The sequence below is a fragment of the Thermocrinis minervae genome (assembly GCF_900142435.1).
Lineage (GTDB): Bacteria > Aquificota > Aquificia > Aquificales > Aquificaceae > Thermocrinis_A > Thermocrinis_A minervae.
The window spans coordinates 594,075-616,007 of the sequence record NZ_LT670846.1 but is presented as its reverse complement, the minus strand read 5'-3'; the positions used below and the strand labels follow the sequence as shown (position 1 = coordinate 616,007).

Sequence of the window (21,933 nt, the reverse complement as noted above, 5' to 3'; positions counted from 1 at the left end):
TCTTTGGAGGTGCTACTATGGCCATAAAGACCAAGATAGACTTTGATACCTGCACAGCCTGCGAGCTATGCTATGACAGGGTGCCAGAGGTCTACAAGAACAGGGGTGATGGCATAGCTACGGTGGTGAATCCTGGGCCAGACGGGTGGATGGTGGTACCCTCAGAGCTAGAAAAAGATGTGAAGGAAGTAGCTGACGAGTGTCCTAGCGGATCTATCCTAATAGAGGAAGGATGAAGATCCGGATAGAAGAATATACCTGCACAGCTTGCGAGCTGTGTTATGATCGTCTCCCCTCTGTCTTCTCCGACAGAGGGGATGGCATTCCTATAGCAGTGCTCAGATCACCCATAGATGACCGTTTAAAAATAGAGATAATAGAGATCGCCGAAGACTGTCCTAGCGGTTCCATAATCCTTGAGTTTGAATAGGATAATCTTCATAGGTACGGCCGGTGGAAGAGGTAGTGTCTTTAGACTCCTGAGAAGGTCTGGGGGCTTTCTTATTTACCTGTCAAACACCTGGATGCATGTAGATCCAGGTCCTGGGGCTTTCGTATACCTGCATCAGATGAACTTCGATCTAAGGAACTTAGACCTTGTTGTTCTTTCTCATGTCCATCTGGATCACTCTTCAGACATAAACGCGGTGCTTGAATCTTCTACAGACGGCGGTAAACTTAACCATGTGGGAGTGTTCGCTCCCAAAGAGGCATTTGAAGGTAAGAACAGGGTAATACTTCCCTTCTTGGTAGAAAGGCTCCGGGTAAAGGGCTACTTCCAGGAGGGTGAGCCATTGTACTACAAGGGTGTAGAGATTTTGCCAGTCATGAAACATACCCATCACGGTGCTGACACGTATGCTCTTCTGTTCAACAAAAGGATCCTTTACGTTTCCTGTGCTCTGTATGAGGATAGGATGCTAGCTAAGTACCCGAAAGAAGTAGACGTTATGATAATAAACACTACCCTCTACAAGAAGACAAAGCCCATAGACCACCTTTCTGTAGATGATGCAAAGGTGCTCATAAAGAACCTAAGGCCCAAGCTAGCAATACTTACGCATTTCGGCTGGGAGTTCCTCACCCATCATGATCCAAGGAAAGTTGCTAGAGAAGTAGAGGAGTACACAGGAGTGAAAACCATAAGCGCGGAGGATGGTATGGAGGTCCTTCTCTGATGTTTGAAGCTTTAAGAGAGCAGGCGGAAAACTTTGTCTTTGAACACGGTTATACAGCTCTCTTTGTACTGTCCTTTACAGAGTCTCTATTCCAACCTATACCACCGTATCCTTTCATAGTGGGTGCTTCTCTCTTTAAGCTCAATCCCTACCTGGCCGGTCTTGTGGCCTTTCTTGGGAACATCCTAGGTGCAATAGTTGCCTTCTTTCTTGCAAGATTCTTGGGTGAGACTTTTGTAAAAAGGGTTTTAGGAGAAAAGCTTTACCTTAAAGGCCAAGCACTTTTTAACAGGTACGGATTTTTTGCTGTAATTATAGGAGAACCTTACAAGCTGGTCTGTTGGGGTGCAGGCCTCTTTAACATGTCCTTTGTCTCTTTTCTGATAGCTTCCATCATAGCTAGAGCTGTGCGCATAGGTGTCTTTGTTATCTTTGGAGATGTCTTAAAGAAGTACATAGGCCTATAATTACATCCCATGTGGTTTATAACCTTCCTTATGTTTGGTCTGTCCTTTGCTCTTGATGCGTGCATAAGGTCTGTGGATAACCCTTACCAAGATCCTTACCTCGACTATCTTCTTGTTAAAACTTTGGAAAAGGCACTTCAAGAGTCTGGCAGGAAACTGAACTGTGATAAAGATGCTCAGGATTTTTACCTGAAAGTAACAAGGCTTAAGGAGGAACCTACAGCCTACACACCTTTTAAGCGGGTGAACGCTTATAATTTGACTTTAAGCCTTGAGCTTCGCTCCGGTGACAAGAGCAAAACTTACAGCAGAACCATTAACTACTTTTTACCATCTGGAGCTTACGGAAATCTACCAAAAAGAAAAGCTTTAGAAGACCTCTTGAACATAATCTACCTGGATCTTCTTCAAGACCTCAAAGTGTACTTCTAAATGTCCAGATGTTTTATCACTTCGTTGATGTCTGGTGGGAGGGTTATGATTTCGTTGCACACCTTCATAGCTGTATCCGGATCCTTGAGGCCATTACCTGTTAGAGTACACACCACCACATCTCCTTGTTTAAAGAATCCTTCCCTTATGAGCTTTATAAGACCTGCCACGCTTGCAGCAGAAGCAGGCTCACAAAATATGCCTTCCTTTGATGCCACAAGCTTATAGGCATATAGGATTTCCTCATCACTTACTGCGTCTATCCTACCACCTGATTCCTTTGCTGCTTCTAGGGCGGATTGCCAACTGTAGGGGTTACCTATTTTTATGGCTGTGGCTATAGTCTGAGGGTTCTTTATCACGTAGCCTTTTACTATTGGTGCAGCACCTTCGGCTTGCCATCCCATCATCTTAGGAAGCTTTTTTATCTTCCCATATTGGTAGTACTCCTTATAGCCTTTCCAATAGGCGGTTATGTTTCCTGCGTTACCCACGGGTATAAAGTGATAGTCAGGAGCTTCTCCTAAAGCATCGCACACCTCAAAAGCAGCCGTCTTCTGTCCCTCTATTCTGTATGGGTTTACCGAGTTGACCACCTCCACAGGGAACATCTGTCCTATCTTCCTTACTATGGATAAAGCATCGTCGAAGTTACCTTGTATGGCTATAACCTTAGAACCGTATATAACAGCCTGGGATAGCTTTCCTAGGGCCACTGCACCCTTTGGCAGTATTACAAAGGCCTTTAACCCAGCCTTGGCTGCATAAGCGGCCGCTGAAGCTGAAGTGTTGCCCGTGGATGCACATATTACAGCCTTTTTTCCCATCTCCACTGCTTTGGAAATGGCCATAGTCATCCCTCTATCCTTGAAAGAACCAGTAGGATTTAATCCTTCGTACTTCAGGAATATTTCACCCTTAAAGCCTATCTCTCTGGCTAAGTTCTCAGCGCGGATGAGTGGAGTATTACCCTCGTAAAGGGTTATGATTGGAGTTTTATCAGTTACAGGTAAAAACTCTCTGTAATGGTGTATTATTCCTCGCCAACCTAACACCTTTTCTAATTATATTACATGTGACCGGAAGACCTTACAAACGACCCAGTGCGGGTTTGTGTAAAATATATGCTTATGAAACTCATAGTAGATAGGGAGGAGTTCTACGAAGCTCTTGGGAAGGTAAAGTCTGCTACGGAGAAAAAGTCAGCTTTACCTATGCTAAGAAACGTTCTCATTCAAGCAACCTCTGGAAAGGTAATGCTCAAGGCCACCGATCTAGAAAACTATCTGGTCTACGAGGTTAAAGCTAGAGTACTAGAGGAAGGTTCTGTAGCCTTACCTGCAGATAAGCTTACAGCCATTTTCAAAAACCTTGTAGGTGTTGAGGCAAGCCTTGAGCTAAAAGACGAAAAGGTAATTATACAGGCTGGTAGAAGTACGTTTAAACTTGCGGTGTTGAATCCAGAGGATTTTCCGGAGTTTCCACAACCTATTATGGATAGCTCCCTGCCTCCCGAGATAATAAATAGGGCAATAGATAAGGTTGAATACGCTATATCTAAGGAAGACTCAAGGTATGCATTGCAGGGGATGCTCATAAGAGGCGTTGGAGATAAAACTCACTTTGTTGGCTCAGATGGTACCAGGCTTGCTCTGTACGAAGGACCTATTGAGTCTACTGTTGATGTAATAATACCAAGGAAGAGTCTTAAAGTACTAAAGAATCTTGTAAAGGACCAGATACATGACCTTTCTGTAGGGAAGGATGAGAGCTTCTTACACATAGGGGGTGAGGGTTTTGTCCTATCGGTAAGGTTGCTGGAAGGCGAGTATCCAGACTACCTAAGTGTCATACCTCAGGATTTTAACGCTATAGTGCTTGCTGATGCTGAGCTTTTACGTGGTGCTATAAAAAGGCTATCTAGCATAGCTGAAGGGTCTGCATTTCCTGTAAAGGTATCTTTCCTCTCGGGGGCTATGCTCCTTGAGATATCAGAACCTGAATACGGTGAGGGTACGGAGGAGATAGAGATAGACTACGATGGCCCTAGCATAGAGCTTGGCTTTAACGGCAAACACCTGCTTGAAGCCCTGGACAGCTTTGACGTGGACAAGGTATACATAAAAGTGGTAGATGCGGACAGTCCTGTAGTCATAGAAGCAGAGGATTACGAAAGAGACCCATACAGATGCGTAATAATGCCTATGAGGTTGTAGGTTTGTAAAGAGCTATATCAAAAACTTCTTCCAACCTGCTTACAAAGTGAAGCTTCATCTTGTCTCTGACATATTCAGGTAGTTCCTCCAGCACCTCATCCTTGTTCTTCTCCGGCAGGATTACCTCGTATATGCCCGCCCTTTTAGCTGCCAGTATCTTTTCCTTAAGACCGCCCACGGGTAGAACCCTACCTCTCAGAGTTATTTCGCCTGTCATGGCTACATCCATTCTGACCGGGATCTCTGTAAGAAGGGAAAGCATAGCCGTTGCCAACGCCACGCCCGCAGATGGTCCATCCTTTGGTACAGCTCCTTCAGGAACATGTACATGTATGTCTATCTGTGAGAAGATGTCTGGATCTATATGGTACTCTTCTGCCTTTGACTTTATGTAGGAGAGAGCTGCTTGAGCAGATTCCTTCATCACATCTCCTAAAGAGCCGGTGAGGATAAGACCTCCCTTACCCTTGAACTTGGTAGCTTCTATGAGCATTATCTCACCACCTACCTCTGTCCATGCCAAACCGGTAGCTATGCCCACCATAGGTGTTTCTTCCTTCTGCTCGTACCTCCTAGGAACTCCTAAGAACTCCCTAACATCCTTGATGTCTACGGTAAAGGGACCGGTTTCTCCTTTTAGCTTTTTAAGGGCTATCTTGCGCAGCACTGCGCTTATCTGCCTTTGAAGGTTTCTAACTCCAGACTCCCTTGTGTAACCCCTTATTATTTCAAGGATGGCTTCATCCGTAAAACGGACCTCTGAAGGCTCAAACCCATGATCTGTGAGCAGCTTGGGTATAAGGTGGTTTTTTGCTATGAAGACCTTTTCTTCTTCTGAGTAACCTGATAGATGCAACACCTCCATCCTGTCGAGCAGTGGCCTTGGTATAGTATCTATCCTGTTAGCGGTGCATATGAAGAAAACGTTGGATAGGTCAAAGGGTAAACCTATGTAAAGATCTACGAAGTTCTTGTTCTGCTCTGGGTCTAGTACTTCAAGAAGTGCTGCAGCCGGATCTCCTTGATAGGATATGGCTATCTTGTCTATTTCGTCAAGCATGATAAGAGGATTACTGGTTCCTGCTTGCTTTATGGCCTGTATTATCCTACCAGGCATGGCTCCTACATAAGTTCTCCTGTGACCTCTTATCTCAGCCTCATCTCTTATTCCACCCAAAGCTATCCTTACGAACTTCCTACCTAAAGACTCGGCTATGGACTTCCCTAGAGAGGTTTTACCCACACCTGGAGGCCCTACAAAGCATAGTATCTGGACGTTGGAACTTTTACCCTTTGTAAGCTTCTTTACAGCAAGGTACTCTATTATCCTTTCCTTGACCTTCTCAAGGTTGTAATGGTCTTTGTCTAGGATACTCTTTGCCCTCTCCAGATCGTAGTTGTCCTTAGTCTTCTTGTTCCAAGGAAGGTCAAGCACCCAGTCTAACCAAGTCCTTATAACACCAGCTTCTGCCGAATCGGGGTGTAACCTTTCAAACCTATCTATCTGTTTTTTTATCTCCTCCCTTATCTCTTTACTGAGCTTGAGCTTTTGGAGTTTTTTCCTGTACTCGTTGGCTTCTACCTTCCTCTGATCCTCTTCCCCAAGTTCTTCTTGTATAGCTTTTAGCTGCTGGCGGAGAAAGTACTCCCTCTGTTCCTTCTCCATCCTCTCTCTGGCTATCGACCTTATCCTGTTTTGGATCTCCAGAAGACCCACCTCGTTTAGCAAATGATTATGGACTAGCCTTAGTCTCTTTATGGGATCCAAGGTCTCTAGTATCTTCTGAGCTTCGGAGGACTTTATGTCAAGCAAGGAGGCCGTAAGGTCTGCTATCTTTCCAGGATCTTCTAGGTCTTTTATGAGCATTACCAAGTCTGGAAGTACCTGCTTACCTAACGCCAAAGCCCTATCCAAAAGTTCCTTCGTAGAAGCTATGTAACCCTTATCTTCTTGCGTGAGTGACTCTATAGGTACTTCTATCTCCTTTATAGGCTCTACGGTTGCTACCCAATGATCTTCCTTTTGCACAAAATCTATAAGCCTTGCCCTTTGAACGCCCTGAACTAATGCTTTCAATCTACCTTCTTCTATAGTGGCACTCCGAAGGATCTGAGCTATTACTCCAAAGTCGTATAGATCCTCTCTCTTTGGATTCTCTTCATGTTTGTCCTTTTGCAGTACCAAGAATATGAGCCTATCCCTTCTTAGAGCCAGCTCCACAGACCTTACAGACAAATCTCTTCCTACGAAGAGGGGAACCACCATAGAAGGGAAGACCACTATGTCTCTCAAAGGCATTGCAGGTAGCTCAACTATACCCTCAGGTATAGGTGGTTCCTTTGCAAGCTGTTCTTCAAAGAACATCCTTACCTCCTCAGCTTAAAAGTTCTTCCACGAAGGCTTCAGGTTCAAAAGGCTGAAGGTCTTCTAAGCCCTCTCCTAAACCTAAAAGCTTTATAGGGATCTTGAGTTCCTGACAGATAGGCACTACGGTACCCCCTTTGGATGTACCGTCTAACTTAGTAAGGATTATACCAGATATGTCTACGGCTTCTTTGAACACTTTTGCCTGGGATATGGAGTTCTGACCTATGGTAGCATCAAGAACCAGTAGTGTTTCCACATCTTCCTCACTCACAAACCTCAATATTGTCTGCTTTATCTTCCTGAGCTCCTTGATAAGAGGTTCTTTGGTATGCAATCTTCCAGCAGTATCTATTAGTACCCTCTGATAACCCTCACTTACAGCTTTTTGAAGACCTTCGTAAACTACCGCTGCAGGGTCAGAACCTTCCTGCTTTTTTACTATGTCTGCTCCGCTCCTCTGTGCCCAAACTTCTAATTGCTCTATGGCCGCAGCTCTAAAGGTGTCTGCCGCACATAGTAGAGTTTTTTTACCTTCCTTTACAAAGCGGTAAGCAAGCTTTCCTATAGTAGTAGTCTTTCCAGAACCGTTTACGCCTAAAAAGAGGTAAACTACAAGTTCATCTTTCTGTTTTATCTCACCTTTACAGTCCTTTATGTACGATATGAGCATGCCTTTCAGAAGATCCTTTAACTCTTCAGCTTGTTTTATGTTTCTCCTTATAGCTTCTTTTCTTAGTTCCTCCACTATCTTAACCGTCAACTTGACTCCTATGTCTGCTCTTATAAGTCTCTCTTCCAACTCTTCAAACAACTCTTCATCTACCTTCCTTCCCCTGAAGAGAAGACCAAACTCAACAGCCTCCTTTGTCTTCTTGAGACCTTTTTTAAGCTTGTCTATAAAGCTTTCTTTTTTTACTTCAACCAGACCAAGATCCACCTTGACCTTCTGTATCTTTTCCTCTAGGGTTTGCCTTTCCAAAAGTGGAGCTAGTTTGAGCGCTCTTTGATATACTTCAAGAGCTTTTTCCTTTTCTCCCATACTGTAGAGAAGATCACCCGCATGAATAAGGCTTTCAAAATCTCCTACCTTGAGATACTCTTCTACAGCCTTTTTATATTGGCCTGCCTTTGCATAGACTAAAGCCCTCTCCTTTGCTGTCCCTAAGTTCGGGTCATAACCCTCCAATAGTTGATAGGCATAGTAATACTTACCTTCCTTCAAGTAGAGGTCAAACAGGATAGGTCTTAATTGAGGGTTGTCTTTAAACTTTTCAAGTATCTGTATAGCCTTCTTTACCTTGCCTTTCTCTATGAGGGAAAGGATGGCAGTCTTGTCTCCTTCCTCTGCCTTTCTTTCCTCCTCTGACTTTTTCCAAAAGAGCATGGTCTGATATTATAAACTCTCTTAACTTTATGCTATAATTTCTCTTTAAAGCTTAGCCCAGGTAGCTCAGTCGGCAGAGCACACCCTTGGTAAGGGTGAGGTCGCCGGTTCAAGTCCGGTCCTGGGCTTTATCAGGAGGTAAGCTATGGCGAAGGAGAAGTTTGTAAGAGAGAAAGAACACGTAAACGTGGGGACCATAGGGCACGTGGACCATGGAAAGTCCACCCTTACATCTGCCATAACATGCGTGCTTGCAGCTGGCATAATGCCAGGCGGCAAAGCTAAATGCTACAAATACGAAGAGATCGACAAAGCACCAGAAGAAAGAGAAAGAGGTATAACCATAAACATCACACACGTAGAGTACGAAACTCCTAAAAGACACTACGCCCACGTAGACTGCCCAGGCCACGCAGACTACATAAAGAACATGATCACAGGCGCAGCTCAGATGGATGGAGCTATACTCGTCGTATCAGCAGCAGATGGCCCCATGCCCCAAACAAGAGAACACGTCCTCCTTGCAAGACAAGTTAACGTCCCATACATAGTAGTCTTCATGAACAAGTGTGATATGGTAGATGACCCAGAACTCCTTGACCTTGTAGAGCTAGAAGTTAGAGAACTTCTGTCTAAGTATGAGTATCCTGGAGATGAAGTACCTGTGATAAGGGGTTCTGCTCTGGGAGCACTTCAAGAGCTTGAGGCTGGAAAGCCAGACAAATGGTGCAACGCTATAGTAGAACTTCTGAATGCCCTTGACGAGTACATACCCACACCTCAGAGGGATGTGGACAAACCTTTCCTCATGCCTATAGAGGACGTCTTTAGCATATCTGGGCGTGGAACAGTGGTTACTGGAAGGGTCGAGAGAGGTGTACTAAGACCTGGTGATGAAGTTGAGATAGTAGGTCTTAGGGAAGAACCTCTGAAGACAGTGGCCACTTCTATAGAGATGTTCAGGAAGGTGCTTGATGAGGCTTTACCTGGTGACAACGTAGGAGTGCTGTTGAGGGGAGTAGGTAAGGACGATGTGGAGAGGGGACAGGTGTTGGCAAAGCCTGGTACGGTGAAACCTCACAAGAGGTTCAGGGCACAGGTGTACGTGCTTTCCAAGGAAGAGGGAGGAAGGCATACACCTTTCTTTGTGAACTACAGGCCACAGTTTTACTTTAGGACTGCGGACGTTACTGGTACAGTGGTTAAGCTTCCAGAGGGTCAGGAGATGGTAATGCCTGGTGACAATGTGGAACTTGAGATAGAGCTTATAAAGCCTGTGGCTATGGAAGAAGGTCTTAGGTTTGCTATAAGAGAAGGTGGTAGAACTGTAGGCGCAGGCGTGGTCACCAAAATACTTGACTAAAGGAGTTGAAAGATGGCTGCAAAGGCAAGGGAAGTTATAGTTTTAGCATGTACGGAGTGTAAGAGGAGGAACTACTCCACTACCAAGAACAAGAAAAAGCACACCCAGAGGTTGGAGCTTAGGAAGTATTGCAAATGGTGCAAAAAGCATACATTACATAGAGAGGTCAAGTAGGGGCACTAGCTCAATTGGCAGAGCGCGGGACTCCAAATCCCGCGGTTGGGGGTTCGAGTCCTCCGTGCCCCGTATGGAGAACCCATGGAAAAGATAAAAAAGTTTCTGAGTGAAGTAAAGCAGGAACTTAGGAGAGTTAGCTGGCCTGATAGAGACTTGGCTCTAAAGGCCACTTTTGGTGTTATAATGTTCTCTTTAGCTATAGGATTGTACTTGTGGGTTGTGGACCTTATCCTTGTTAGGTTGGTACACATGCTTTTGACTTTGAGGGGTGGCTGATGGACGAGGCAAAGTGGTACGCCTTACAAACAGAAGCAGGTAAAGAAGTAGTTGCCAAAGAAAACCTCCTAAAGGTTCTAGCTTTAGAAGAGCTAGAGGACCTTGTAGAGGAAGTGGTAGTCCCAGCAGAGGAAAGAGTAGTCATAAAGGCTGGGGGTAAAGAAAAGTACAGACTGTCTTTGCACGGCAACAATAGAGACATAAGCGTACTCGGCAGAAAAGGCGTTACCACCTTTAGAATAGAAAACGGCACAGTCAGAGTGATAGAGGCACCGGAGGGTGATACATGCATAGAAGCACCACCCATATCCAAACCTGGTCAAAAGATAGTATGTAAAGAGAACAAAGTAGAAGCAAAGATAATACTAGATTCTAAGATGTTTCCCGGATACATACTGATAAAGGCAAAGATGAACGACAAGCTGCTTAGAGTCATAGAGAAGACACCGCATATATACAGGCCAGTGCTGGTGGGTGGAAGAATCGCACCCATAGAGGAGAAGGAAGTAGAGAGGATACTCAACTTTGTAAAGAAGGGAGTCAAGCCCACCAAGGTACCCTTTGAAAAAGGCGATCAGGTAAGAGTTATAGAAGGCCCATTTATGAACTTTACAGGAACTGTAGAAGAGGTAAATCCACAAAAAGAAAAGCTTACAGTGTTGATAAGCATATTTGGAAGGCTAACGCCTGTAGAACTTGACTTTTCCCAAGTTGAGAGGTTGTAAGGAGGAGGTAATATGGCTAAGAAAGTTACAGCTGTGGTTGAATTGATGCTTCCTGCACAGCAAGCAACGCCGGCACCTCCCGTAGGTCCGGCCCTTGGTCAACATGGTGTTAATATAATGGAGTTTGTCAAACAGTTTAATGCAGCTAGCAAGGATTACGAACCTGGTACAATACTCCCTGTCGTGATAACCATATACTCAGACAGAAGCTTCTCTTTCATAATGAAAACTCCCCCTGTTTCGTACCTACTCAAAAAGGCAGCAAAAGTAAAAAGTGGCTCTGGAGATCCTAAAAAGCAAAAAGTGGGCAAGATAACCCTTCAACAGCTTAGGGAGATAGCCATGATAAAGCTTAAGGATATGAACACCAGAGACATAAACGCCGCCATGAGGCAGATAGCTGGCACAGCAAGAAGCATGGGTATAGAGATAGAAGGTTATAAGGAGTAAAGCCATGAAGAGGAGCAAAAGATATCAAAAAATGTTATCCTTGTACGATAAGGACAAGGCTTACACGGTAGAAGAAGCTGTAAGTATATTGAAGAAAATGCACGAAGTAGCTGGTCCCAAATTTGACCAAACGGTGGAGCTAGCATTCAGACTAGGTGTGGATCCCAAGTATGCCGACCAGATGGTAAGGGGTTCTGTTGTCCTTCCTCATGGCCTAGGTAAACCTATAAAGGTTCTTGTATTTGCAGAAGGCGAAGCTCAGAAGATAGCTCAGGAAGCTGGTGCAGATTACGTAGGTGGTGAAGATCTCATAAACAAGATACTAAAAGAAGAATGGGTTGATTATGACGTAGTTATCGCTACGCCCGAGATAATGCCCAAAGTAGCCAAGCTAGGTAGGATACTAGGTCCTAGAGGTCTCATGCCAAACCCAAAGACGGGAACTGTGACTACTAACATAAAGCAAGCTGTAGAGGAAGCAAAGAAGGGTAGGGTAGAGTTTAAGGTGGATAAGACTGGTAATGTGCATGTGCCTGTAGGAAAGATTTCCTTTGACGAAAAGAAGCTTATAGATAACATATACGCAGTTATAGATGCTGTCGTAAAGGCAAGACCGCCTGGAGTAAAAGGACAGTACATAAAGAACATCACCCTCAGCGCCACAATGAGCCCAGGTATAAAGATAGATATACCATCGACGCTTAGAAGGCTTCAAGAACTGGTAGCATAAGGAGGCAGAAGATGAGAAGGAGTTGGGAAATAAAAGGAAAGCTCATAGAGTCCTACAAAGAGAGGATAAACAGGGCAAAGCTTGTCATCTTCTTTGACTTTACCAAGGTAGATGCCTATCCTCTCAGTAAGCTTAGGCTTGACATAAAAGATCTTGGTGGTGAGATAGTTGTAGGTAAGAATACCCTGTTTTACAGAGCCTTTATGGACACGGTTATAGCAGATCATAGGGAGGTGCTTGTAGGTCCTACAGCTTTAGTTTTTGCCTACCAAGACCCAGCAGCTGTAGCTAAGAAGATCTTTGAATTTTCAAAAGAACTCAACAAAGACAATCCACTGGCTAGGATACGCGGTGGTTATATGGAGGGTAGATTCCTAAAGCCCTCCGATGTGCAGATGATAGCAGAGCTCCCTCCAAAGGAGGTACTCGTAGCAAAGCTTATGGGTGCACTCCAGGCTCCTCTGATAAACTTTATACTTGCTTTGAAGAGTGCACCACAAAAACTTGTACTCACTTTGAAAGCCATAGAAGATAAAAAATCTCAAACTTAAGGAGGTTGAACCATGGCAACGCTGAGCATTGACGAGATCGTAGAAGCCATAGGCAACATGACCCTTTTGGAGATCGCCGAGCTTGTCAAGAAGCTTGAAGAAAAGTTCGGCGTCTCTGCTTCTGCAGTCATGGCAGCGCCCGTAGCTGTTGCAGGAGCTGGAGCACCTGCTGCAGCACCAGCTGAAGAAAAGACTGAGTTTGATGTAATACTCAAGAGTGCAGGTGCCAACAAGATAAACGTCATCAAGGTGGTAAGGGAGATAACCGGTCTTGGTCTAAAGGAAGCCAAGGATCTTGTAGAAAGCGCTCCCAAACCTATAAAGGAGGGTGTATCCAAGGAGGAAGCAGAACAGATAAAGAAGAAACTCGAGGAAGCTGGTGCAGAAGTAGAAATAAAGTAATCTTGATGGGTCTTTTACATCAGCTTTTCAGGGGCCATTGGCCCCTCTTTATCTACTTGACAAGACGCGTTTCTTCTTTTATAATATCCTGTTCCAACACTAAACGTATGAGGGTTACAGCATGAGGAGGAACATAGCGCCTTTAAGAAAGTATTTTGGCCCTAGTGAATCTGTTTTATCGCCACCATACCTTCTCTTTCTGCCAAAAGAGTCCTTTGAAAATTTTATCCAATTTTACAAGAAACCGCAAGAACGTAAGAATGTAGGCCTAGAATACGTATTTAGAACGTCTTTTCCTTTTAAGAATCCAGATGAGCAGATAATAATAGAGTACCTTGGTTACGAGGTAGGTGATTGGGAGTGTAAAAAGTGTGGTTATAAGTCTAGTACGGACAAATCCTTCCTGGCTGGCTATGGTGTAAACTGCCCTAAGTGTGGTGCTAAGCTTATATACAGAGAAAAGCATACACCCGAAGAGTGTAAGGTAAAAGGTTTTACCTACAGCATACCTCTAAGAGTTTTGGTTAGGTTGAGAACTAAAACCAAAAAGGGAGAAAGAGTAGGAGAGCCCGTAAAGATATCCTTCGGTGAGATTCCTCTTATGACGCCGACTGGATCATTCATAATAAACGGGAGTGAAAGGGTAGTTGTTAACCAGCTTATCAGAACTCCAGGTGTCTTCTTTGAAGAAAAGGATGAAAGACAAAGAGAAAGCACCGTAGTAAGGTTACTATACAGAGCCAGCATAATATCTGACAAGGGCTCAAGGATAGAGTTTGAAATATCAAGCACTTCAGACATACTTGCAGCCAGGATAGACAAGAAGAAACTGGCCGGCGGAACTTACATACTAAGAGCCTTTGGCCTTGAAACAGCCTATGACATTCTCAGATACTTCTACCCTCAAACAAAGAAGCTATTTGTAAAAGGCGGATCCATCTTTGATGCTACTACAGGTGAAGAATACTCTCTGGATGACCTGTCTAACCACTACATTTTTGCCTTACTAAGGTATCATGCCTCCATAGAATCTAAGAAAACAGAGGAAGAAGTTATAGAAGAGAGATACATAGAAGACATAGGTCAACTTGATCGGATATTGAAGGACGAACGTATAAAGATAGATATGCTAGCTATAGTTCCCAAAGAAGCCGTAGCTCAAAGTAAGTACGGAAGGATAATCCTAGAAACACTTATAGCAGAAACCCTTAAGAGAGATCATACAAGTCAGATGGTCATAGAGTCCAAGTACACCCTCAGGGACATAGCTCTAGTGGATATCTATAAAAAGGTAAGGTCCATAGAACCTACCGTTATGGACCAGGAAAGCCTAATTCAAAGGGCAAGGTCTTACTTTGAACTTTACTTTAGAGACTTAACCAGATACGACCTTTCTGGTGTAGGAAGGGTTAAGATAAACGCAAAGGTACATAAGGTTCCAAAGGTCCTAAAACCTACAGACATAGACTTGCTCAATGAACTACCTCCCCTCGCTCTGGATGAAGATGTAGACAACTACACGAAGGGCACCCTTTTAACAAGGGAGATTCTAGAGGATATCTTCAAAAGCAGGAGTGAAGTTAAAGTAAAGGAACATACAGAAGGAGAGTCAAGACTTTTACAACCCATAGATCTAATAAACATCATAAAGTACCTTATTGACGTCCGTTATGGAAGGGAGAAGAAGGATGACGTGGCTCACTTAGGTAACAGAAGAGTGCGCGCCATAGGAGAACTCCTAGAAAACCAAGCTAGGATAGGCATAGCTCGTATGGAGAAGTTCTTCAGAGATAGGTGTACTACAGTAAACCCAGATGACCCTAACCTCAGGCCGCAGGATCTTCTAAACCCCAGGTACCTCACAAGTACCATATACGAATTCCTCAAGGGTGGACAGTTGTCCCAGTATTTGGACAATACAAACCCTCTGTCTTCTCTAACGCATAAGAGAAGACTTTCAGCTTTAGGACCCGGAGGACTAACGAGAGAGAGTGCAAAGTTTGAGATAAGGGACGTCCATCCATCCCACTATGGAAGGATATGCCCCATAGAGACGCCAGAAGGTCAAAATATAGGACTTGTTACTTCCCTGACAGTTTACGCAAGGGTAAACGAGCTTGGCTTTATAACCACACCATACAGGAAGGTTGTAAACGGAAAGGTTACAGATCAGATAGAGTACCTTGCAGCTTACGAGGAAGAGAACTACGTAATAGCCCAGTACACACCTACAGACCAAGAGGGTAGATTGCTTGCAGACAGAGTATACGCACGTTACAAGAACGATATACAGATAGTAAAACCTGACAAGGTCCAGTATATGGATGTATCTCCAAAGCAGGTGGTGTCCGTCTCAGCTTCACTCATACCCTTCTTGGAACACGACGATGCTAACAGAGCCTTGATGGGTTCGAACATGCAAAGGCAAGCTGTACCTCTCATATTTACCTCCTCTCCCATAGTAGGTACGGGTATGGAGAGTAAGGTAGCTCGTGACAGTGAAGCAGTTGTAGTAGCTAGGAGAGGAGGAGTAGTAGAAGAGGTAGACAGCAGCAAGATAGTCATAAGGGTAAACCCAGAGGAGATAGATCTAAACGATCCCACAGATGTTGGCATAGACGTTTATAAGCTTGTAAAGTTTGAAAGGACCAATCAAAACACGTGTATAAATCAAAGACCGCTGGTTTACAGAGGTCAAAGAGTAAAGGCAGGAGAGCTAATAGCCGATGGTCAGTCAACTTATAAAGGTGAGCTTGCTCTAGGTAAGGACGTGCTGGTGGCCTTTATGCCATGGAGAGGTTACAACTTCGAAGATGCCATAGTCATCTCCGAAAGGCTTGTCAAGGATGATGTGTACACCTCCATACACATAGAGGAGTTGGAAGTAGAGGTAAGGGAAACGAAGCTCGGTGCTGAGGAGATAACAAGGCATATCCCCGGTGTTCACGAAAGATTCCTGGCACATCTCGACGAGTTTGGCATAGTTAAGATAGGAACATATGTAAAGCCCGGTGATATCCTCGTAGGAAAGGTAACACCTCAATCAGAACAACAGCTTACCCCTGAGGAAAAGTTACTGCAAGCCATCTTTGGAGAAAAGGCAAGGGATGTAAAAGACACCTCTTTGAGATGTCCTCCAGGCATTGAAGGAACGGTTGTAGACGTACGTATATTCATCAGAAACGAAGGACCAAAGAAGAGCCCACTCGCAGAGCTCGTAGAGCGAGAAGAAAAGGAAAAGTTAAGAAAAGAGATGGAAACCAAAAAGAGGATCATAGTGGAAGGTAGAGACCAAACAGTAAAGGAACTCCTGCTGGGTAAGAAGCTTGAGAAGGATGTCACCATAAAGCGTAAGACTTACAAGGCTGGTACTGTTATAGACGAAAAGTTCCTAAACGATAACCTAAACCACATAATCACTAAACCGGATAACTTCTTTGAAGATGAAAAGCTTGTAAAACTCATAGAGGAGCTAAGAGAAAGAACAAAGATCCAGGTAGAAACCATAGAAGCTATCTACAAGGAAAAGATAGAAAACGTAGGAAAGCGTACGGATCTTCCATCGGGAGTGTTAGCTCTGGTCAAAGTTTACATAGCCCAGAAGAGAAAGATAAAGGTTGGAGACAAGATGGCAGGTCGTCACGGAAACAAAGGTGTCATATCAGTAGTCTTACCCGTGGAGGACATGCCCTTCCTTGAAGATGGTACACCTGTGGATATAGTACTCAACCCTCTTGGTGTTCCATCCCGTATGAACGTAGGTCAAATACTTGAAACACACCTTGGGTGGGCTGCCAAAGAACTAGGCAAGAAAGTGGGTAAACTCCTTGAAGAGGCAAGAACTAGAGAAGAGATAACCAAATACCTGATGGAGATCTACTCAGTGGGTAAAGGTAACGCAGAAGAGCTCAAGAAGTACCTTGACGATCTCTCAGAGGAAGAATTCAGAGAGCTCATAAAAGAATACGCAGAAAGAGGAATACCCATGGCCACTCCCGTTTTTGAAGGAGCTACAGAAGAAGACGTTAAAACACTCTTAAAAATGGCAGGACTTCCTGAAGACGGTAAGACGGTCCTGTACGATGGGCTTACTGGTGAACCTTTTGACATGAAGGTGACAGTTGGATATATGCACATGCTCAAACTCATCCATATGGTAGATGACAAGATACACGCAAGGAGCACTGGCCCTTACTCCTTGGTCACGCAACAACCTCTGGGTGGAAGAGCCCAGTTTGGTGGTCAAAGGCTTGGAGAGATGGAAGTTTGGGCCTTGGAAGCACACGGTGCTGCCTACACACTACAGGAGATGCTCACCGTAAAGTCAGACGACATAGAAGGAAGGACAAAGGTTTACGACTCTATCATCAAAGGAAAATACCACTATACTCCAGGTATACCAGAGTCCTTCAGAGTACTTGTGAGAGAACTTAAAGCCTTAGCCCTTAATGTAGTTTGTGAAAATGGCGAAAAGAAGCCTTGTGATCAAGTAGAGATAGAAGAGGAGGATAAAACATGAAGAAGGGTATCCTTCCCTTCAACAAGATAAAACTTATGATAGCTTCTCCAGATGAAATAAGAAGCTGGAGCTATGGTGAAGTTAAGAAGCCTGAAACCATAAACTACAGAACTCACAAACCTGAAAAAGAAGGACTTTTCTGTGCGAAGATATTCGGTCCTATAAAAGACTATGAATGTCTGTGCGGTAAGTACAGAGGAAAGAGATTTGAAGGGACCATATGTGACCGCTGTGGTGTTGAAGTCACAAGGTCCTACGTAAGAAGACAAAGGTTTGGACACATTGAACTGGCAGCACCAGTTACACATATCTGGTTCTTAAAGAGTACACCGTCCAAGATAGCAACACTGCTAGGTATATCTTCGAAAGATGCCGAAAGGGTAGTCTACTTCGACTCATATCTGGTCATAGAGTATCCACTCACTGAAGAGGAAGAAAGACAGTTTGAAGAAGCTGAAGACACCATACCCATCAAGGATGAGCTAGGATACACAAAGTTCATAAAGCTTCACGTAGTAGACGAGGATACATACCAAGCCCAATACGCTACAGACTTAGAACACAAGTACGAAGGTGGCATGGGCTCGGAGATGATAAGAAGAGTCCTTGCCAGCCTAGACCTTGAAGCCTACGCAAAGAAGCTAAGAGCTGAGATCAAACCTTATAGCTTTGGCTTTGAAGATATGGGCAAAGCTATAGAAACGCCCAAGTATAAGAAGATATACCATCGAATGATAAAAACGGTAGCAGATTTCTTCAGAACTTTCGGTCTAAACCTAGAAATACCAGAAGGTAAGACACTGGAAGAAGTTCTACTGGGTGTGTTCAACGAGGAACTCTACATAGATCCTAATACAGGAAAGGTTTTAGAAGAAGAATGTGAAGGGTGTTTGACCGGTAAGGATGCCATAAAGGAGTTCTATGAGAAACAAAGACAAAAGATAAAAGACCTGCCTGTGTTTGAAAGGCTCAAGGAAGAGGTAAGATCAACAGTCCTAAAGGAAGTTTCCGAATCCAAGATAAAGAAGCTTCTTAGAACGTTGAAGATAGTAGAAGACTTCATAAACAGTGGAAACAGACCTGAGTGGATGGTGCTCGAGGTACTTCCTGTTTTACCCCCTGAGCTAAGGCCTCTTGTTGCTCTAGAAGGTGGAAGGTTTGCCACCTCTGACCTTAACGACCTCTACAGGAGGATAATTAACAGGAATAACAGACTAAAGCGTATGCTTGAACTGGACGCACCAGACATCATAGTACGTAACGAAAAGAGGATGCTCCAAGAGATAGTAAGCGCTCTTATAGACAACGGTAAAAGAGGGAAAGCAATAACTCAGAATGGAAGACCACTCAAATCCCTGGCAGACTATCTAAAAGGTAAGCAGGGTAGGTTCAGACAAAACCTCCTAGGTAAGAGAGTAGACTACTCAGGAAGGTCTGTGATCGTAGTGGGTCCACACCTTAAGATGCACCAGTGCGGGCTTCCGAGGATAATGGCTCTGGAGCTCTTCAAACCTTTCGTGTACAGAAGACTTGAAGAGAAGGGATACGCCACGTCCATCAAGAGTGCTAAAAAGCTAGTAGAACAGAAAACACCCGAGGTCTGGGAATGCCTTGAAGAGGTGGTAAAGCAGCACCCCGTACTCCTAAACAGGGCTCCAACCCTCCACAGGATGTCCATACAAGCCTTTGAACCTGTGCTAGTAGACGGTAAGGCTATACAGCTTCACCCGCTTGTATGCCCACCCTTCAACGCAGACTTTGACGGTGACCAGATGGCAGTTCACGTACCCCTCAGCATAACAGCCCAGCTTGAAGCTTACATTCTTATGCTCTCTACCCAGAATATCCTCTCTCCCGCACACGGAAAGCCAATAACCATGCCATCCCAAGACATAGTACTAGGTATATACTACGCAACGCAGGAGGCTGTAAAAGCCAAGGGTGACGGAAAGCTATTCCTATCAAAGGAAGACGTGCTTCTTGCCCTAGAGAACGGAGTGGTTGACATACACGCCAAGATAAAGCTAAGACTTGAAGACGGAAAGGTAATAGAAACCACACCCGGAAGGGTACTTGTGAACACCGTATTTCCAGAGGGTTATCCCTTTGTGAACGAACCAATAGACAAGAAAAAGCTCTCCAAACTTATAACGGATGTGTATGTCAAATATGGAGTTGAAAGGACTGCCAAGTTCCTAGATGACCTTAAAGACCTCGGTTTCAACCTCAGTACGAGGGCAGGCATCTCCATAGGTATTACAGACCTGCAGGTACCTCAATCAAAGAAGGAGATAGTTCAAAAAGCCTTTGAACAGTCTGACGAAATAGCAGACCAGTACATGAAAGGCTTGCTGACTTCAAAAGAGCGCTACAACAGGATAATAGACCTCTGGTCTGAAATAACCGACAGAGTCTCAAAGGCCATGTTTGAAGAGATAGAAAAAGGAACCATTACTGTAGGGAACAAGGTACTAAAAGGTGTGTTCAACCCTATATACATGATGGCCAATTCAGGAGCTAGAGGAAACAGAGATCAGATAAGGCAGTTGGCTGGAATGCGTGGTCTTATGGCAAAGCATACGGGTGAGTTCATAGAAACACCCATCACGTCCAACTTCAGAGAAGGCCTATCCGTCCTTGAATACTTTATATCCACCTACGGAGCACGTAAAGGACTTGCCGATACAGCTCTAAAGACAGCCTTCGCTGGATACCTAACAAGAAGGCTCGTAGATGTAGCTCAGGACATAATGATAACTGAACACGATTGTGGTACTACAAAAGGAATAGAGATGACAGCCATAGTGGAAGGTGGTGAAGAGAAGGTTCCCCTCAGGGACAGGATAATAGGCAGAACCTTAGCTGAAGATGTGGTAGATCCATACACAGGAGAGATAATAGCCAGAAGGAACGAGATAGTGGACGAAAAACTTGCAGATAAGATAGTCCATGCTGGTATAGAAAAGGTTATAGTCAGGTCACCCCTCACCTGTCAGACTAAGTTTGGCGTGTGCGCTATGTGCTACGGATGGGACCTTTCTCAAAGGAAGCTCGTCGACATAGGAGAGGCTGTTGGTATCATAGCCGCCCAATCCATAGGTGAGCCCGGAACACAGCTCACCATGAGAACCTTCCACATAGGTGGTGCAGCTATAGCAGAAAAAGTTCAGAACTTCCTCCAAAACGAACAGGCAGGTTGGGTTAAGTTCTACAACGTGAAAACCATAATCAACAGACAGGGTGAAGTGATAAACATCTCAAAAGATGCAGCCATAGGCATAGTGGACGAATCCGGTAGGACCATAGAAAGACACTCAATACCTTACGGAGCCCACATCTTAGTAGAGGAAGGCAAGCGTGTAGAAGAAGGTACCATACTGGCCGAGTGGGATCCATTTAACATATACATACTGGCTGAGAAAGCTGGAAAAGTTGAGTACAAGGACATCATCCTTGACGTAACGGTAAAAGAAGAAAGAGACACTCTAACAGGTAAAAGCTCCACGGTCGTCTCCTTTACAAGACCAAAGGATGCAATGCTCCACACTCCACGTATATCTATAATCACTGAGGATGGAACAGAAGTAGTCTATGACCTCCCAGTAAACTCCATACTGAACATACCAGAAGGAAAGGTAAGCCTAGAGTGGTACGTATGCCCTACCTGCACAGAATCCGAAGGTACAGAAGTTCAACATAAGTACTACGTAGTAAAGGATTTCTACGCCCAACCCGGAGATGTGCTAGCAAGGATACCCAAGGAAATGGCCAAAGTCAGAGATATAGTAGGTGGTCTCCCGAGAGTGGAAGAACTCTTTGAGGCAAGAAGACCCAAGAACCCAGCAGTACTTTCGGAAATAGATGGCATAGTCCGTATATACGAAGATGCAGATGAAGTACTCATATTCAACCCCAAAACCATGACCACCAAAAAGTACGATATAAAGAAGGACGAGTACATACTAGTATCACACGGACAGTACATACAGAAGGGAACAAAGATAACAGATACTATAGTAGCTGACATAGACGGGCAGGTTAGGATAAAGGGTAAAGGCTACAAAGTCATAGTCTACAACAAAGAAACAGGCCTACAGAAGGAGTACCACATACCTAAGGGTAAACATCTCCTTGTAAAGAACGGAGATACGGTAAAAGCTGGAGAACCTCTAACAGATGGTACTCCAGATCCACAGGAAATACTGAGAATAAAAGGAGTTGAAGAGGTTCAGAAGTTCATACTCAAGGAAGTACAGATGGTTTACAGACTTCAAGGTGTAGACATAAACGACAAGCACTTTGAGATAATCATCAGGCAGATGCTCAGGAAGAGGCGTGTCATAGATCCAGGAGACAGCAGGTTCCTAGTAAACGAAGAGGTAGACATAGAAGAGCTTGAGAGAGAGATAGAGAGGATAAAAGCAGAAGGTGGTAAGCTACCCAAGGTAGAACCTATACTGGTTGGTATATCAAAAGCAGCCCTAACATCCCAAAGCTGGATATCCGCAGCATCCTTCCAGGAAACAACCAGGGTACTTACAGATGCAGCCTGCGAGGGTAAAGTAGATCCCCTCAGAGGTATAAAGGAAAACGTAATAATAGGTAACCTCATACCAGCAGGAACTGGTAGATACAACCCTGAAGATGTAGAGGTTTCTCAAGAACTCGCCAAGGTTCAAAAGGATGTGCTATAAT

19 protein-coding genes and 2 tRNA genes are annotated in these 21,933 nt (G+C 44.3%); 18 read left to right on the top strand and 3 right to left on the bottom strand.

Annotation, left to right across the window (positions count from 1 at the left end; all coding sequences use genetic code 11):
* Positions 1–17: 17 nt before the first annotated feature.
* The 5 genes from B5444_RS03380 to B5444_RS03360 are packed head-to-tail and all read left to right on the top strand — an operon-like array spanning position 18 to position 2,077.
* Positions 18–236 carry a ferredoxin gene (locus B5444_RS03380; protein WP_079653833.1) on the top strand — a complete coding sequence of 73 codons (219 nt, stop codon included), beginning with the start codon at positions 18–20 and terminating at the stop codon, positions 234–236.
* Positions 233–430, top strand: a complete 198-nt coding sequence (locus B5444_RS03375) for a ferredoxin (protein WP_079653832.1) — start codon at positions 233–235, stop codon at positions 428–430. The genes B5444_RS03380 and B5444_RS03375 overlap by 4 nt, the downstream gene beginning before the upstream one ends.
* Positions 423–1,178, top strand: a complete 756-nt coding sequence (locus tag B5444_RS03370; protein WP_079653831.1) for an MBL fold metallo-hydrolase — start codon at positions 423–425, stop codon at positions 1,176–1,178. Before B5444_RS03375 ends, B5444_RS03370 begins: the two co-directional genes overlap by 8 nt.
* Positions 1,178–1,645: a YqaA family protein gene (locus B5444_RS03365; RefSeq protein WP_079653830.1), complete on the top strand. Its 468-nt coding sequence runs from the start codon at positions 1,178–1,180 to the stop codon at positions 1,643–1,645. The genes B5444_RS03370 and B5444_RS03365 overlap by 1 nt, the downstream gene beginning before the upstream one ends.
* A gap of 9 nt (positions 1,646–1,654) precedes the next feature.
* Complete coding sequence (locus B5444_RS03360) at positions 1,655–2,077, top strand: hypothetical protein (protein ID WP_079653829.1); 423 nt, start codon at positions 1,655–1,657, stop codon at positions 2,075–2,077.
* Here the strand turns inward: B5444_RS03360 and thrC are convergent.
* The gene (gene thrC, locus B5444_RS03355; RefSeq protein ID WP_079653828.1) at positions 2,074–3,132 is read right to left on the bottom strand and encodes a threonine synthase; all 1,059 of its coding nucleotides are present in this window, start codon (positions 3,130–3,132) and stop codon (positions 2,074–2,076) included. The genes B5444_RS03360 and thrC overlap by 4 nt on opposite strands.
* A gap of 75 nt (positions 3,133–3,207) precedes the next feature.
* Between thrC and dnaN the strand changes: the two genes are divergently transcribed.
* A complete protein-coding gene (gene dnaN / locus B5444_RS03350) occupies positions 3,208–4,293 on the top strand; it encodes a DNA polymerase III subunit beta (RefSeq protein ID WP_079654644.1) in 1,086 nt (361 codons plus the stop codon).
* On the opposite strand, the gene lon is transcribed toward dnaN, so the two are convergent.
* Both lon and ftsY read right to left on the bottom strand, forming a co-directional pair.
* Positions 4,280–6,658 (bottom strand): endopeptidase La, encoded by a 2,379-nt coding sequence (lon, locus tag B5444_RS03345; RefSeq protein ID WP_079653827.1) that lies wholly within the window; start codon positions 6,656–6,658, stop codon positions 4,280–4,282. The genes dnaN and lon overlap by 14 nt on opposite strands.
* Before the next feature lie 10 nt (positions 6,659–6,668).
* Positions 6,669–8,045, bottom strand: a complete 1,377-nt coding sequence (gene ftsY, locus B5444_RS03340) for a signal recognition particle-docking protein FtsY (RefSeq protein ID WP_079653826.1) — start codon at positions 8,043–8,045, stop codon at positions 6,669–6,671.
* Positions 8,046–8,100: 55 nt separating this feature from the next.
* Between ftsY and B5444_RS03335 the strand changes: the two genes are divergently transcribed.
* The 12 genes from B5444_RS03335 (at position 8,101) to rpoC (ending at position 21,932) form a co-directional block, all read left to right on the top strand.
* Positions 8,101–8,173: transfer RNA gene (locus B5444_RS03335), tRNA-Thr, on the top strand.
* Between the two features lie 17 nt (positions 8,174–8,190).
* Positions 8,191–9,408 (top strand): elongation factor Tu, encoded by a 1,218-nt coding sequence (gene tuf, locus B5444_RS03330; protein WP_079653825.1) that lies wholly within the window; start codon positions 8,191–8,193, stop codon positions 9,406–9,408.
* A gap of 12 nt (positions 9,409–9,420) precedes the next feature.
* Complete coding sequence (rpmG, locus tag B5444_RS03325; protein ID WP_079653824.1) at positions 9,421–9,582, top strand: 50S ribosomal protein L33; 162 nt, start codon at positions 9,421–9,423, stop codon at positions 9,580–9,582.
* Positions 9,582–9,654, top strand: a tRNA-Trp gene (locus B5444_RS03320). The genes rpmG and B5444_RS03320 overlap by 1 nt, the downstream gene beginning before the upstream one ends.
* 12 nt (positions 9,655–9,666) lie before the next feature.
* On the top strand, positions 9,667–9,861 hold the full coding sequence (gene secE, locus B5444_RS03315) for a preprotein translocase subunit SecE (protein ID WP_079653823.1): 195 nt from the start codon (positions 9,667–9,669) through the stop codon (positions 9,859–9,861).
* Positions 9,861–10,586 carry a transcription termination/antitermination protein NusG gene (gene nusG / locus B5444_RS03310; RefSeq protein ID WP_079653822.1) on the top strand — a complete coding sequence of 242 codons (726 nt, stop codon included), beginning with the start codon at positions 9,861–9,863 and terminating at the stop codon, positions 10,584–10,586. Before secE ends, nusG begins: the two co-directional genes overlap by 1 nt.
* A 12-nt stretch (positions 10,587–10,598) precedes the next feature.
* The gene (rplK, locus tag B5444_RS03305) at positions 10,599–11,036 is read left to right on the top strand and encodes a 50S ribosomal protein L11 (RefSeq protein WP_079653821.1); all 438 of its coding nucleotides are present in this window, start codon (positions 10,599–10,601) and stop codon (positions 11,034–11,036) included.
* 4 nt (positions 11,037–11,040) lie between these two features.
* A complete protein-coding gene (gene rplA / locus B5444_RS03300) occupies positions 11,041–11,766 on the top strand; it encodes a 50S ribosomal protein L1 (RefSeq protein WP_079653820.1) in 726 nt (241 codons plus the stop codon).
* 11 nt (positions 11,767–11,777) lie between these two features.
* Positions 11,778–12,317, top strand: a complete 540-nt coding sequence (gene rplJ / locus B5444_RS03295; RefSeq protein ID WP_079653819.1) for a 50S ribosomal protein L10 — start codon at positions 11,778–11,780, stop codon at positions 12,315–12,317.
* A gap of 12 nt (positions 12,318–12,329) precedes the next feature.
* Positions 12,330–12,719 (top strand): 50S ribosomal protein L7/L12, encoded by a 390-nt coding sequence (rplL, locus tag B5444_RS03290; RefSeq protein WP_079653818.1) that lies wholly within the window; start codon positions 12,330–12,332, stop codon positions 12,717–12,719.
* Positions 12,720–12,840: 121 nt separating this feature from the next.
* Positions 12,841–17,238 (top strand): DNA-directed RNA polymerase subunit beta, encoded by a 4,398-nt coding sequence (gene rpoB / locus B5444_RS03285; RefSeq protein ID WP_079653817.1) that lies wholly within the window; start codon positions 12,841–12,843, stop codon positions 17,236–17,238.
* Entirely contained in the window at positions 17,235–21,932 is a 4,698-nt protein-coding gene (gene rpoC / locus B5444_RS03280; RefSeq protein WP_079653816.1) for a DNA-directed RNA polymerase subunit beta', read from the top strand. Before rpoB ends, rpoC begins: the two co-directional genes overlap by 4 nt.
* The last annotated feature ends 1 nt before the right edge of the window (position 21,933 follow it).